Origin of the sequence: Allomuricauda sp. NFXS6, assembly GCF_040148835.1 — a bacterium.
Taxonomy (GTDB): Bacteria; Bacteroidota; Bacteroidia; order Flavobacteriales; family Flavobacteriaceae; genus Flagellimonas.
Genome location: NZ_JAGEMG010000003.1, coordinates 324590 through 339329, shown reverse-complemented (window position 1 = coordinate 339329; position 14740 = coordinate 324590). Strand labels below are relative to the sequence as shown.

11 protein-coding genes are annotated in these 14740 nt (G+C 48.5%); 10 read left to right on the top strand and 1 reads right to left on the bottom strand.

Translation table 11 applies throughout. The annotated features are described in order from the left end of the window. Nucleotides 1-2: 2 nt before the first annotated feature. Nucleotides 3-872 (bottom strand): hypothetical protein, encoded by an 870-nt coding sequence (locus tag J4E06_RS07060; RefSeq protein WP_349523329.1) that lies wholly within the window; start codon nt 870-872, stop codon nt 3-5. A gap of 229 nt (nt 873-1101) precedes the next feature. Between J4E06_RS07060 and J4E06_RS07055 the strand changes: the two genes are divergently transcribed. The 10 genes from J4E06_RS07055 (at nt 1102) to J4E06_RS07010 (ending at nt 14740) form a co-directional block, all read left to right on the top strand. Then, a complete protein-coding gene (locus tag J4E06_RS07055; protein WP_349523328.1) occupies nt 1102-1497 on the top strand; it encodes a hypothetical protein in 396 nt (131 codons plus the stop codon). After that, nucleotides 1497-1979, top strand: coding sequence for a hypothetical protein (locus J4E06_RS07050; RefSeq protein ID WP_349523327.1), 483 nt, complete (start codon nt 1497-1499; stop codon nt 1977-1979). Before J4E06_RS07055 ends, J4E06_RS07050 begins: the two co-directional genes overlap by 1 nt. Further along, the gene (locus J4E06_RS07045) at nt 1980-3392 is read left to right on the top strand and encodes a GspE/PulE family protein (RefSeq protein WP_349523326.1); all 1413 of its coding nucleotides are present in this window, start codon (nt 1980-1982) and stop codon (nt 3390-3392) included. A gap of 3 nt (nt 3393-3395) precedes the next feature. Then, complete coding sequence (locus J4E06_RS07040) at nt 3396-5573, top strand: type II secretion system protein GspD (protein ID WP_349523325.1); 2178 nt, start codon at nt 3396-3398, stop codon at nt 5571-5573. Between the two features lie 2 nt (nt 5574-5575). Continuing rightward, nucleotides 5576-6784 (top strand): hypothetical protein, encoded by a 1209-nt coding sequence (locus tag J4E06_RS07035; RefSeq protein WP_349523324.1) that lies wholly within the window; start codon nt 5576-5578, stop codon nt 6782-6784. After that, on the top strand, nt 6762-7274 hold the full coding sequence (locus J4E06_RS07030) for a hypothetical protein (RefSeq protein ID WP_349523323.1): 513 nt from the start codon (nt 6762-6764) through the stop codon (nt 7272-7274). The genes J4E06_RS07035 and J4E06_RS07030 overlap by 23 nt, the downstream gene beginning before the upstream one ends. A 309-nt stretch (nt 7275-7583) precedes the next feature. Then, nucleotides 7584-9815, top strand: a complete 2232-nt coding sequence (locus J4E06_RS07025; protein ID WP_349523322.1) for a hypothetical protein — start codon at nt 7584-7586, stop codon at nt 9813-9815. Next, entirely contained in the window at nt 9805-11589 is a 1785-nt protein-coding gene (locus tag J4E06_RS07020; protein WP_349523321.1) for a hypothetical protein, read from the top strand. The genes J4E06_RS07025 and J4E06_RS07020 overlap by 11 nt, the downstream gene beginning before the upstream one ends. Beyond that, nucleotides 11586-13775, top strand: a complete 2190-nt coding sequence (locus tag J4E06_RS07015) for an AAA family ATPase (protein ID WP_349523320.1) — start codon at nt 11586-11588, stop codon at nt 13773-13775. The genes J4E06_RS07020 and J4E06_RS07015 overlap by 4 nt, the downstream gene beginning before the upstream one ends. Nucleotides 13776-13786: 11 nt before the next feature. Next, entirely contained in the window at nt 13787-14740 is a 954-nt protein-coding gene (locus J4E06_RS07010; protein ID WP_349523319.1) for an HNH endonuclease family protein, read from the top strand.

The window sequence follows — 14740 nt, the reverse complement described above, 5'->3', positions numbered from 1 at the left end:
GGCTACTTCAATCGCTTTACATCAGATTGGAGTTGATCGATCTGCCGTTGTTGCTCCAGAATGTAGAGGGTCAATTCCTCTATCTTTTCCAAGAGGAGCCGATTCATTGTCCCCAATTGAACACCTTGCGAAGTCACTACATCTGCTGATGGGATATTGGGCAAATGGCCATGTGTACCAATATATTCTTGAACCTCTTGTAGTGATAAAAGTCTATAATCCTTATTAAAAACATAATCGGGCCAAGTGTCCTGATCCACCCGTACCTCCCGGGTACGGACATGGCCATCGACAGCCAACGCATAACCTGATGGTACGGAATTCCTCCCGATGGCCACATTACCGGCATAACTAGCTGTCGTGCCAGACTCGGACCATATGGAAGATCCGCTTCCAGTTGGGACATTGACAAAGGTGATGGAAAAGCTATCCGTTCCTTGGACTACATTATTAAGCTCATGGTCAACAGTAAAGGTATAGGTAGCTTGCAAAGGCCCCCAATTATTATAGTCACCGCTGTTGTCACCAAAAGCAGCATAGGGAGCCATACCCTCACCCTGTGAGTGTACTTCGGTGCCAACCAAATTCACTCTAAAAACAACACGGTCCACGGTATAGGAGTTTATGGCCTGCACGTTCAGACTATCGACATCTGCCAGATTCCATTCCATACCATCGGTTATCTGGACCAAAACAGTATCGGCCTCGGCGTCTATCAAGTTGTAGGTTCCCTCGGTAATCTGTCCATTCGAGATCCATGGAAAACAAAAGGCAACAATAAAGATGGAGAGAATAATTCCAGCTTGCTCTTTTAAGGCCAAAAGCGAGCCACTGTTTCCGTTTTTGGGCAAACGGAAAATTGGATAATTCATAATAGTTAGGTTAATGTTTAATACGTAATTTCTTTCTTTTAAAAAAGTATTACATGGCAAGTATATTTTATTTTTTTGACTTTTTTTAACGTTTTACATTATTTTCGATGAATTACATTATTTCAAATAAAACTCTATTTTTTTATTAAAAATGTATAATATTCTTACTTTTTTAAAGTTATCCCTATTATCAAATCCGATTTGACCACATATGACACTACCATTACGCATGAAAAAACTAAAGGCCTTGAACCTGCAGGAGACCCTGATCGTTCTGGCCATCATCGGTATATTGCTCCTCTTGGCCCTGCCCAATTTGATGCCCTTGATATCCAAGGCAAAAAGCATCGAGGCACAGACACAGCTCAAGGCCCTGTACAATGCACAGACGACTTATCGGTATATGTACAGTAAATATACTTTGGAGATGAACGAACTCGATTTTGTCCCTCCCCGGACGGTACAGGAGAACGGTACCGCCAATTACCGGTATGAGATTCTCTCGGCGGACAATGCGGCATTCACGGCAAGGGCCGAGGCCATTACCGATTTTGATGGGGACGGTATCCTCAATGTTTGGGAAATCGATGAAAACGGCAACCCCAAGCAAATCGTCCAGGACTGATGTTGGTATTACAGCTGTTATCCGTCGTCGGCTATGGTATCATGGCCTATCAGGATATCCATGACCGCGAGGTCATCTGGGTGCTGTTCCCCCTATTGGGAACTTCCCTGGCGCTGACCTTTGGCCTTCAGGTGGGTATGTCCCTTTATGCAATGACCATTCTAATCAACCTTATCCTGACCAGCTGCGTGATATTGCTCCTTTATACCATCACCAGGTTCCTCTTCAAAAAAACTTTTTTGAACGTGAGTTTTGGTCTTGGGGACCTGTTATTGCTCTATATAATTGCCCTTGGATTCCCAACCATGACCTTTGTATTCCTTTTGGTGGGATCCCTCCTTTTTTCAGTCGTGTCCTTTTTCACGATGAAACTATTGTTAAAAACAAAAACGGTTCCCTTGGCGGGGCTTATGGGCCTGTTCCTGATGGCCATGACGCTATTGTCCCTGATGCCGGGCACCCCCTCATTATACGCCTATTGAATGTCACAGCAACCCTATAAAATACCGCCCCAACTACAACAGAGCATCTCTGCGGACCAGGCCTTTCATTATCGCATCGTCCCGATATCAAAGAACGGCAGGGGCCTTGTACTGAAAACAGATAGCGGGACCCTGGATGCCCTGCTCTCGGAGCTGAACATCGTACTGGATACCCCGGTGGTACTGGAACCCTGCGACAGGGAAGAGCTCCAACAGTATCTGACCACCAATTACCGACAGGGTAAGCAGGCCGATGTATCCCAGATCGGGTACACCAATGATTTTTTGGAAAAGATCCTGCTGGAGGCCAAGACCATCGGCAGCAGTGACATCCATTTTGAGCCCTATGAGCACAAGAGTCGGGTGCGCTTGCGCTTGGACGGCAAACTCTTGGAATATTATAGCATCCCCATTGCGGATTACCCTACCATGGTCAACAAGATCAAGATCAGGGCCAACTTGGATATATCGGAAAAACGCCTGCCCCAGGACGGACGGATTACGGTCAGCTCGCATGGCGAGGAATTCGATATCCGGGTCTCCTCCCTCCCCACCCTGCACGGGGAAAAGTTGGTGCTCCGGATCCTGAGCCGGGATACGGGCAGTATCGACCTGACCGCATTGGGGATGACCGAAAGGGAACTGGAGCGCTATCGGGAAGGCATTAAAAAACCGAACGGCATCGTACTCATCTCAGGGCCCACAGGATCGGGTAAGACCACGACGCTATATGCCACACTGAAACGATTGAACGACGGGGCGACCAATATACTGACCATCGAAGATCCCATCGAATATACCTTGGAAGGGGTCAACCAGGTGCAGCTCAAGGAAAATATCGGGCTGGACTTTGCCAGTGCGCTGCGGACCTTCCTGCGCCAAGATCCCGATATCATCATGGTGGGGGAGATCAGGGACGTCAAAACGGCCAATATGGCCATTAGGGCCGCACTGACCGGACATTTGGTACTCTCCACCATCCATACAAATTCCGCCTGGGCCACCATATCCCGCTTGATCGATATGGGAATTCCCCCATTCTTGATCGCCAGCACCCTAAACATGAGCGTGGCGCAACGCTTGGTACGCCAACTGTGCGACCATTGCAAACAAAAAGATCCTATCGACCCTAAGACCTTTCCTTTAGGTTTTACCATTCCCAAGGACTTGGAACACCATTGGTCACCAGTGGGCTGCAACGAATGCCACCATACCGGATATCACGGGAGAAAGGCCCTTTATGAGATATTGCCCATACGAAAGAATCTGGAGAACGCCATCAAGGACAATGTACTCGAAATCGACACCTACATGGACGAACACCATATCTCCAGTTTACGGGACAATGCCCTGGACCTGGTCCGTCAAGGCATTACATCCGTGGAAGAAGTCCATGCCCTATTAAGCCATTGATCTATGAGAAAATACCTAGCCTTCCTATTATTGTTATTCGCTTTACAAGGGGCCTACCCGCAATATGACAGCGAGCGCATCCAAAGCATCCAAAACCAATTGGAGCTGTTGGCAATGGACCATCCGGCCTACAACGAGACCTTGAAACTGGACGTCAACGTGACCAATGTGACCCTGCCCAACTTTTTGATCGCGGTATCCAAGGTGCACAACCTCAATCTGAGCGTATCCAACGATATTGCCAATATTACGATCGTCAACAATTTCTCCAATGTGACCATTTCAGAACTCTTGGTATTTCTCTGCAAGGAATACGGGCTCACCATTGATTTTACGGGCAGTATCCTGTCCATCAAAAAGTATGCCCCTCCAAGGCCCGAGCCCGTGGAGAAGACCTTTACCGTGGACATCGACCCTGATTCAAAGTCCATTACCCTTGATGTATCGGAAATTCCCTTGGAACGTGTCTTCCGTAGGATCATGGAAGTATCGGGCAACAACCTGCTCTATGCCAACAATCTAAAAAGCCGGCCCTTGAACATCTATATAAAACAGGTGCCCTTTGATGCCGCCATGGAAAAATTGGCCGAGCTCAATGGGCTCTCCCACTCCAAATCAAGGGACGGGTTTTACCTGTTCAGTGCCAAAGAGGCACAAACCGAACGAGGGGCTCCCCATTTTGGCCCAGGTATCCGCTACGAGATCCTCGATACGGTCAACCAGATCCTCAACGTGGATTTCAATGCCACGCCCATTGCCGATATCGTGGGCTCACTGGCCCAAGACCTCCGGTTGGACGTCTATACGGCGACCCCTTTGGAAGAGGCGGGCAAGGTGACCTTCAATGCCAAGCACATCTCTTTTGACGACCTGCTGACCCATATCTTTGAGAGCCGGCAATCAGGGGCTTCTCCCGTGGAGGAAGAGCCCGTTCCCAATGGCCGTACCCGTAACCGTAATCAGGTCAATACGGTCGACACCGGAAACGCCCCCGACCCGACACGCTTCACTTTTAAAAAAGAGAACAATATCTATTTCTTCGGTACCGCCGACCAGCTCAGCGTGCGGAAAGTGGAGATCGTTCAGATGATGCACCGCTCAGTGGAGCTTTTGAGCGACCCTACCTCCTATTCGGGAGGCAATCGAACGGCCGGGCGTACCAGTTCGGGCAGCATCAACTATTTTGGCAATGGTCAAAACCAAGGCCTGAACGGCGGACAGAACAACTTTGGGAACACCCACAATATCAGCACCAGTGGTTCCAACGGTTTCGGAAACTATCAGGATACCGCGGATGCCCTGGTCAATATCGTTCCGGATGAGATCAAATCGGAACTCGACATCAAGGTGGATTTTGAGCTCAACAGTTTCTTGGTCAGCGGCCCATCTGCCAATATCGAGCGCTTTAAAAGCTTTATCAATGAAATTGACAAACCCGTCCCTGTGGTATTGATCGAGGTCATGATCATCGAGGTCCGAAAATCTTCCCTAGTGGAAACGGGCATCAGCTGGGGCATTGGCGACCAACCTGTGGAGACCCAGGGCAAACTCTTTCCAAGTGCAGATCTGACCCTAGGGGCCAAAACGGTCAACAAGGTGATCGGTGGCTTCGATGGGTTTGGATCTTTCAACATCGGGAAAGTGGTCCCGGAATTCTTTGCCACCATCAAGGCCTTGGAGGAGAACGGAAACATCAAAATACGGTCAACGCCCAAACTCTCTACCCTCAATGGCCACCGGGCGCATCTGTCCATAGGGGAGACCACCTATTATGTGGTCACCAACCAAAATTTCTTTGGTTCCCAGGTCCCCACGACCTCGGAGATCCGGAACTATGCACCCATCGATGCCGAATTGGGCGTAAGTATCAAGCCCTTGGTATCCGGGGATGGACAGGTCACTTTGAACATCAACGTGATCCAGTCCGATTTTAGTGGCGACCGCATTGAAGAGGACGCACCACCGGGGTTGACCTCCCGGGAATTCAGTTCCATCATACGCATGCAGAACCAGGACCTGGCCATCTTGGGGGGACTGGAGGAAAAGATCAAGAACGATTCCGGGAGCGGTGTTCCCTTTTTGGCCAGGATTCCGGTGATCAAATGGCTATTCAGTCAGCGCAAGCGCGAGGATACCAAACAAAAACTGACCATCCTGATCAAGCCCACGGTAATTTATTGACCATGTTCAGCAACATCACCCAACACATAAGTACCACTGAATATCAAGGATTGGAAATCTTTGAGGTCGCGGGCACCTTCCATTATGCGCTGTTGAAACTGCAACGCAAGCAAGGTGAACTGGAACTGTCCGGAGCATGGTCATCCACGGCCCTTGAAGACATCGCAACCCATATCGACGCCAAAAAGCCCCTCTTCCTCCAGATCAACACCGGCCGTGTACTCAACAAGCAATTGGACGGGGACCGGCCGGCACTGGCCGAGCAATGGGTAAAAAAAGCGTTTCCCAATTTGGACCTGCAGCAGTTCAATTATCAGGTCATTGACAACCCCAAGATCAAATTGGTCTCCATAACCAAACGGTCCGTGGTGAAGGAACATCTTGCGGAACTCAAGAAACTGGGCTTTGTTCCTGCAGGTGTATCGATCGGGGTGGCCGGACTGTCGCCATCCCTTGGTTTTATGCAACCGCCCATACGCGGATCCAATTTCAGCATACGGGAAGAGGAAGATTTACGTTGGACACTTTCTTTGGGAGAACCTTTGGTTTCCGAACAAATCGACGTCCGGGGTTTGCAGATGCCCTCAAGGCACCTTTTGTCCTTTTCCCAGCTTTTGGGCCATATCCAAGGCATGGAGGCCCCATCCAACCTGAAGGAGGTCAATGGGGAACTGCACAACGGCTTCAAGAACCGCCGGTTCTTTCAAAAAGGCCTCCAATGGGGGCTGGGCTTTCTTTTGGCCCTGTTGCTGGTGAACTTTTTGGTGTTCTCCCATTACCGTTCCAAGACCATTGCCGGCGATGGGCCAATTGACCCGGACCAGCAGACGGAGCTCTTGGAACGCATCCGGGAACGGGTCTCCGGCAAGGAAAAAAAGCTACAGGCCCTTTTGGGCTCCTCCAACACCCATACCACACCATATTTGGACAAGATCGGGGCGGGACTGCCCGAAAGCATCCTCTTGGACGCCTTGGCCTATCAGCCCCTGACCCGACCCGTACAACCGGACAAGCCCATCAGCACCGATGCCGACGTATTGGTCATCTCCGGGCAGACCAACGACAAGGAAGCCTTTGCAGCATGGACGGAACAGTTGGAATCCATGGACTGGGTAAAGGATTTGGAAATCGAACGCTATGAATATCTATCGAAGACCGTGGACAACTTCAGTTTAAAAATATATTGTGATGCGATTGGACAAACGAAATAAACTAATGATCGGTGGTTTTGTCCTTGGCCTTTTGGTGTGCTATCAACTGGCCATCAAAAAGACCTTGGCACTCCGATGGCAATATCTAAGGGAGGCCGAACAACACGAACTGGCCCGGGACATCCCGGAAAAACTTGCCGACCTACGAAACAAAGAATTGCAACTGGACGCCCAATTCGAAGCACTGAACCTGGGGTCCACCAATGTGCAGAACGAACTGTTGCGCTTTCTGAACCAGCAGGGCGGACAACATGCGGTAAAGATCATGGACTTTAAGGCACCCCATGTGGTCCGCGAAGGCAATACCACCACAAGGACCTATCGGTTCACGCTGGAGGGGCGTTTTACCGATATCCTAAAGGTCGCCCATGGCTTGGAGAGCAGGGGAAATTTCGGAGGGCTTGCACACATGTCCTTTGAAAAACAGCACGACCTGCGCCAAAAAAGAAACTACTTGCAGGCCACTCTGCACGTGCAGCAAATGGAATGACAACACCCCATTGTGCTTTGATTGCCATAGCGAGCGAAACGAGGTTTCGCGCTGCAAGCGTCCCAAAACTTACCCAAACAATCCCTACTGCGCTGGGCAATCTTTGCAACAGCAATCAATATACTTTGGCGATAAAGATCCCAGCCCATAGATACCACCCATAAGTCCTGAAATATTATTGCACAAAACCCCCAGTTTTTTTAAGGATTTCGTGTAATGTCGATTCAAATCCAATACTTATATTTGATTATCAAGCTTTTAGCTTAACAACTCTCCCCCAACATCGATTCAATTTAAACCAAACTACAGATGAGATTCAGAATCACTTGTATGCTCGCCGTATTGGGACTCACCTTGGCAAGGGCCCAGGAACGGGTCACTTTCGAACTTGAAGGGAAAAGCTATTCCTATCAATATCAAACGGTCAACAAACAATTCGGCATTTGTGCCCATCAGGAAAACCATAGTTTCAGTTGCGCGCTCCGTGCGCTGGAATCCGAAGAGGACTATGAGCGCTCGGAAACCGTACGAAGATTCACCGACGACTACTTTGCCAAACAAACATTCAGCGTCATGGGCCGGGAACTGGAACTTTCCCAGATCAAGGCACTATCCAATAACACATCGGAAATATCGATCCTTATTGACAGCTTGGAACTACAGGTTTCCACTAAGGGTCTATTGGATAGGGATACCAAGAAGGACACCATGCGCATTCAAGGGGAGGATCCGGGGAACTATTTTCTGGTCGACGTCCAAGGGGACAGTACCTATCTGGTTTCCTCCATGGGCAAGACGACCTATTTTGAACCCTTTGTCCTTGAAATGGATACCGCCAACGGTACGGACACCGAGGCGGTCAATGACCTTTTGACCAATGCCGTAAGACAAAAATTGAAGGACCATGCCCCCGCTATCCTCAAAAGGGCCCACAAAAAAATCCATGAGAAATACCGGGAACAACTGGCCGATTTTTACGCTGCCAAAATCAAGAAAAGCAAGGCCTATGTCCATTTGGCTACGGAGTCCATGATCCCGATGGGGGACACTCTGCAGGCCCCCTTTGTATTTCGCTATCTCAAGCAAGGGGAACGGTTCTTTGTGGAGGCCTGTAAGGAATCCGACATGGGAACCTGTCCCAAATATGGCCCTTTCCGTACGGGCATCCCTGCCGATGAATTTACGAGAAAGGTATACCAACAGCATGACCAGTTCCAGACCGGTAATCCACTGAACGACCAAACGATCCGACAACTCTACGAAATGCTTCAAAAAGAGCTGGCCAATGAGCAGCTGCGCGATGAAAATCGAGAGCTCCAAAAGGAACTCAGTGCCACCGTGGAGGCCCTGGAAAACCAAAAGACCAAGTACAGTGGCCAATTGGTGGTCCAAAAAAAGTTTGATATCAGGATCAAGGATGAAGAAAGTCTGCCTCCCAAGAGTTTCATCGTTGACTTTGCCACGGTTCATTTTTTCAACAACAGGGCCAACAAGATCGCCATCACAGGTCATTTGGAAGGAGAGCCCGATCATAACCGGGTGCTGATCAACAATTCCTGGAGCCTATCCTTAAGGGACCTCAACTATAAAGACCAGAGCAACCAGGTCTCTTCCAGGGATAGACAGGTGTTCACATTTCTCTACGATGATGCCCTGGACTATATTCCCTATGACCGTCACAATTATGCCGTAAGGAACGGAAACGTGAAACTGGTACCAGGTGACACGGTCAAGATCAAGGAGCGCAATATCGGGGATTATTTTACAGGGGTATTCTTTTCCGATTTTTTGGGACTAAACTCCAACAATGCCAATGGATTTATCGTGGCGGAAGGACGGATCCGGGTACCCATGAACCTGAGAAGCTTCAAAAAAATAACGCTTTTGGACAATATCTCCGCCTATGTATCGGTCAATCTGGTAGGGGGCTTTGAAGACAATTCCCGCAGTGTGGAACTGGGAGAATATCAACAAGGAGAACAGTCCTTTGAAACGGACAATTTCAATCTCTTGGGCAGCAACAATGTGGATGCAGGCCTACAGGTGACCCCGATAAGCTTTGAATGGAAGGGTGCTTCCACCTTTATCCATGCTCGCTACGGGCTCAGGTTTTTGAGGACACGCGCATCCTATGATTTTTTGGTCCAGTCGACCGAAACGGACGGCACTCCGACCAATACCTTGGAAACGGCCGATTTTCAGATCTACTCCATTGGCCAGGAAGCGGAACTCAATTTTGAGATACGGCCACAGTCCACGATAGGGATCGATCTTACCGTAGGGCTGAACTGGTTTGGGGCCACCGGCACCAACGATAACAACATCGATCTAGTCACCAACAACAATTCCCGCAACCTAAAGGTTATGGCCAACCTCTATTCCCTGGTCAGCCCTGACAACAGCAAGTCCGGCGTGTTCGTACGGATGGGCGGACACTACAACCATGGCAACAACAGGATATTTCCACAGATCATGGTGGGCTATGCCACCAATCTGACCTCATTTGTGAACAAATTCAAAAAAGACGACAATGGTAACTGAATCCCAAAAAAAACGCCCCATCATCAATGCGCATGCGCATGTATTCACCTCAGAACATGTTCCCCCGTTGTTGGGAAAACAGTTTATTCCCGCTCCCCTCTATTACCTTGTCCATCTATCCCTGGTCATCGGCCTGTACAAATTCTTCAACAAGTTTGGCAAGCTCCGTTATCAAAACTGGAACCGGAACCTCAAGAGAACCTTCTATTACGTCATGGTCACTATTCGTCGCAATACCTTATTATGGTTAGTGTCCATGATCGTAGGCGCTTGGCTCACCCTATTGACCTTTTATTTTCTCTATGACCTGATTCTTGCGCTCACCGACAATTCTGGTCAAGGCACGTCCCTGGGCAGGATCATCGAAGATATTCGACAATGGGCCACCGAGCATTACCTTTTTCCCAAAAGGGCCACTTGGGCGGTCAAGGCGGTTATCGCTCTTTTTGTGTTCGTGTTCGTCAAATCGGGCAGGAACCTTATCCTTTTCCTATTCAAAAAACTTTTTAAATTCTTAAAACTCCTGCCCGGAAAGGAGACCCAAAAACTCTTGGAGCGCTATCTTCTGATCGCTAAATATGCCGTTTATAAGCATCAGACCGATATTTTTTCAAGGATGAAAGATCAGTATCCCCAGGGATCGGGCTTTATCCTACTGCCCATGGACATGGCCTATATGGATGCCGGAAACTGCAAGGAACACTATTACAAACAATTGGAGGGCCTTCGAAAGATCAAGGACTCAAAGCATTATGCCGATCAGGGAACCAAGATCTATCCCTTTGTCTTTGTGGATCCCCGGCGTATCAGAGAAAACAAGAAAAATAATGATGGGCTGCCCTTTTTTGATTACAGCTGGGATAATGGACAGATTGTCCTCAAACCCTGTGTGATCAAGACCTACATTGAGGAATTCGGGTTCAGCGGGTTCAAGATCTACCCCGCCCTAGGCTACTATCCCTTTGAAAAAGAACTGTTGCCCCTCTGGAAGTATGCCGCGGACAACCAAATCCCGATTATGAGCCATTGCATCAAGGGCACCATTTTCTATCGCGGCAACAAAAAAAAGGAATGGGACGAACATTGGGTGTTCAGGGACGAACAAACGGACAAGGCATTATTGCTGCCCGAAACCAAAAATGTGGATTTCCAACGGAACTTCACCCATCCCATGAACTTCCTCTGTCTTTTGGAGGAGCCCTTCCTCAGAATCTTGATAGCACGGTACAACGACGCAGGCCTCAATGAGATTTTCGGGTTCAAGGGAGAAAATGCACCGATGGAACGAGATCTTTCGGAGCTCAAATTCTGTCTGGCCCACTATGGCGGGGAAGACCAATGGAACAAATACCTAGAGAAGGATAGGTACGCCTATAGCCAACAGGTGATCAAAAACCCGGGGACCGGCATTGAGTTCATCAAGTTTGTCGAAGACACCGGAAAGATCAATTATAACCATTTGGCCCAACTCTGGAAATATGTGGACTGGTACAGTCTGATCAGCAGTATGATGATGCAATATCCAAATGTTTATGCCGATATTAGCTATATCCTTTACAACAGGGAGATATTTCCATTGCTTCGGGAGACCTTGAAGCCAAGGTACGGGAAACTGCGGGACCGCGTTCTGTTCGGGACCGATTTCTACGTGGTCAGAAACCACAGCTCGGAAAAAGGGCTGTTCGTATCGAGCGACGCCGAACTGTGCGATGCCGAATTCGATCTGATCGCGAGGACCAATCCGCATCATTATTTAAAACACCGACAGCCATGATCTATGTAGACCGAAAGAGCGTACATGCCCCTTCCATCCTAAACTCTCCCAGGGTTTTTGATGAAAAAGAGCGGATGGCCCAATTCTTTACAGGTTCCAAAACAGACCGCAAACAAATGGCCTATCGATTCAACAACAGATTTCAACAGGACAAGGAGGTCAAGGATGCCCTGGACCAATTGTTCCATGGAAAATGTGCCTATTGTGAGAGTCCCTTGAACATAACCGCGCCCTTTGATGTGGATCAGTTCCGTCCAAAGAGCAAGGCCATGGATCTCGATGGCTCTGTCGATGAAAACCACTATTGGTGGCTGGCCTATGAATGGGACAATCTCTATGCCAGTTGCAGGGCCTGCAACCATGCGAAACGAACCAGGTTTCCGGTCGATGGAAAAAGGACTGCATATGGTGCCGACCTTGAAAAGGAAGCTACCCTTCTCATGGATCCCTGTAACAAAAAGGATTTTGCCACCTCCCATTTTACCATCGATGAGTCCGGTGAGGTCATCCCCTTGACCCAGAAAGGCGAGGTGACCATAGAAGTTTTCAAATTGAACCGAAAGGGCTTGATAGTCGCACGGAGGGACAAAATCGAGCAGGCCATCAGGCTACTGACCTTGATCGGCAATGAGGATACCAACGATGACATATACCAGGAGGCCCTGGACAACATATATCAAATGATCCGGCCCGAAAGCCCCTATTCCTTTGCTGTGCTGCAGTATATTGGAAATACCCCACTGGACAACGCATGGAAATCCAAGTTACTGAATGCCACCGGTGAACTGAGGCAGTTGATTGGACAATACATTAAGGATTTTGACCTGCCCAATCGTTTGTTCAAAGGATTTGAAAAACGTTTCAAACCTGAACAGGAAGAACTTTTTTATTCCTTGAACGAACTGGATTCCACCCCTCAAAAAGAAGCCTATTTCGGTTCTGCCAAAAGAATCCAAAAAATAGAGATCAAAAATTTCAAGATCATTCGCAACCTGGTCCTGGAATTTACCACGCCCACCGAAAAAGAAGAGCCTTGGATGGTACTGTTGGGTGAGAACGGGTCCGGAAAAAGTTCGGTCATCCAGGCCATTGCACTGACCTTGGGCGGGGAAAAAAAAGCCAATGCCCTAGGACTCAATGCTGGGGATTTTGTAAACCGGAATGCCAAAAGGGAAACAAAGGGCCATGTCAAGATATACCTGGAAGGACTAAAGGAAAGCATCGATCTCCATTTCAGCAAAGGCTCCGAACGGTTCCGTTCAAATTTCCAAGAACCAAAAATGGCCCTGCTGCCCTTTGGGTCTACGCGGTTAATGTCCAAACTGCGCGAACTGGAGGGAACCAACAACATTACGAACCTCAAGAACCTCTTTGATCCCTTTGCCCCCTTGCCGAACATTGAAAATTGGTTGGGCAACCCTAGGAACATTGATGTGGAGCTTTTCGATAAAATTGCTATTGCGCTCAAAAAACTCTTGCAGCTACCGGAGGACAAATTGATCTATCGCAGAAAAAACAGTAATGGGGAATACCGTCTTTACATCAAGATCAAGCCCAACATGACGGGATTTGGCCTAAGGGAACTCAGTGCAGGCTATCAATCCATCTTTGTTTTGACCCTCAATATTATGAAGGAACTTCTGCAAACCTGGAAGGACTTTACCATTGCGGAAGGCATCGTGGTCATCGATGAAATCGGCACCCACCTCCATCCCAAGTGGAAAATGCAGATCATTTCATCCTTGCGAGAGGTCTTTCCCGCATTGAACTTTGTGGTGAGCACCCATGAGCCGCTCTGCCTGAGAGGGGTCAATCAAGGGGAGGTCGTCCTAATGAAGTTCGATGATTTGGATGAGGTGATCGGCATCACCGACCTGCCCTCCCCAAAATCCCTTACGGTCGAACAACTGATCACTTCCAAGTTCTTTGGGCTGATCACCTCCTTCGATCCTGAAGTGGAACTGCAATTGAACAGATATTACCTGCTTAATTCCAAAAGAGAACGTAATGCTAGCGAGGAATTGCAATTTCAGGAACTCCGCAGTTCCCTTGAAGGCATCAATATGATCGATGAGCGGGACAATCTGGATGTTTCCCATAGCAGCCTGGACGTAGGTTGGATAGCCAATCCCGAGGGACAGGAAGCGCTCAAGAAAACCATTACATCCATTTGGAACAAAAAATAATACACTGAACGATGATTTCGATTTCAAAAAGCACTTCCGATCCGAACATCTCCGTGTACAAGCACAACAGGTGGAAAGGCCTTGACGGCAAAAAGACCACTTTGGCCAATAGGGACCTGCAAAAAGCCATAGCCTATTATGGAGACCCTACCAAATTCAAGAACAACCAAAAATTGACCGATGAAAAGTCCATCAAATATGAGGCCTATTCCCATAAGGACACCAAAGAGGTACTTAAGGAGGTCTTCCATAGCAAATGTGCGTATTGCGAAAGCTATATTGCCCATATCGAGCCAGGGGACGTCGAGCATTTTCGCCCCAAGGCCAAAGTGGTCACCGATCAGGGCAACTCCCTGATTCCCGGATACTATTGGTTGGGCGCATCATGGAACAACCTTTTATTGTCCTGTATCAATTGTAATAGGCCGAACCGCCTGCTCATCAATTCCACGACCGATGAAGTCCTTATGGGCAAGGCCAACTTTTTTCCTATTTCGGACGAGAGCAAGCGTTTACGAAACCATAATCAGGATATCGCGCTTGAGAATCCTTTTGTGCAATTGATCAATCCCTGTTCCGACGATCCGGAACAGCACTTGGATTTCCTTCCCAACGGAGAGGTGAAGGCACTCGATGAAAAGGGGGAGAAGTCGATTGCCATTTACGGCCTCTACCGCGCCGACCTTGTGTTAAGAAGAAAAAAGACTGCAGAAGGGCTGAGCAGAACGCTTGAATTCCTGGTCATGGAAATCAAGGACATCCAAGAAAAACAAGCCCACGGGATGCCCATTGATCTTTCCTTGGACAAACTGGCCATGCATTTGGAATCGTTAAAGAAGGCATTGGAGGAAAAAGCCGAATACCTGGCCATAAAAAAAGCACTGATAGCACAGTTCATTGCATCAAATCCCATTTCCAACAACAAGTTGGTGGACCTGGGCGTGGATCTGACCGACCTGCTATAG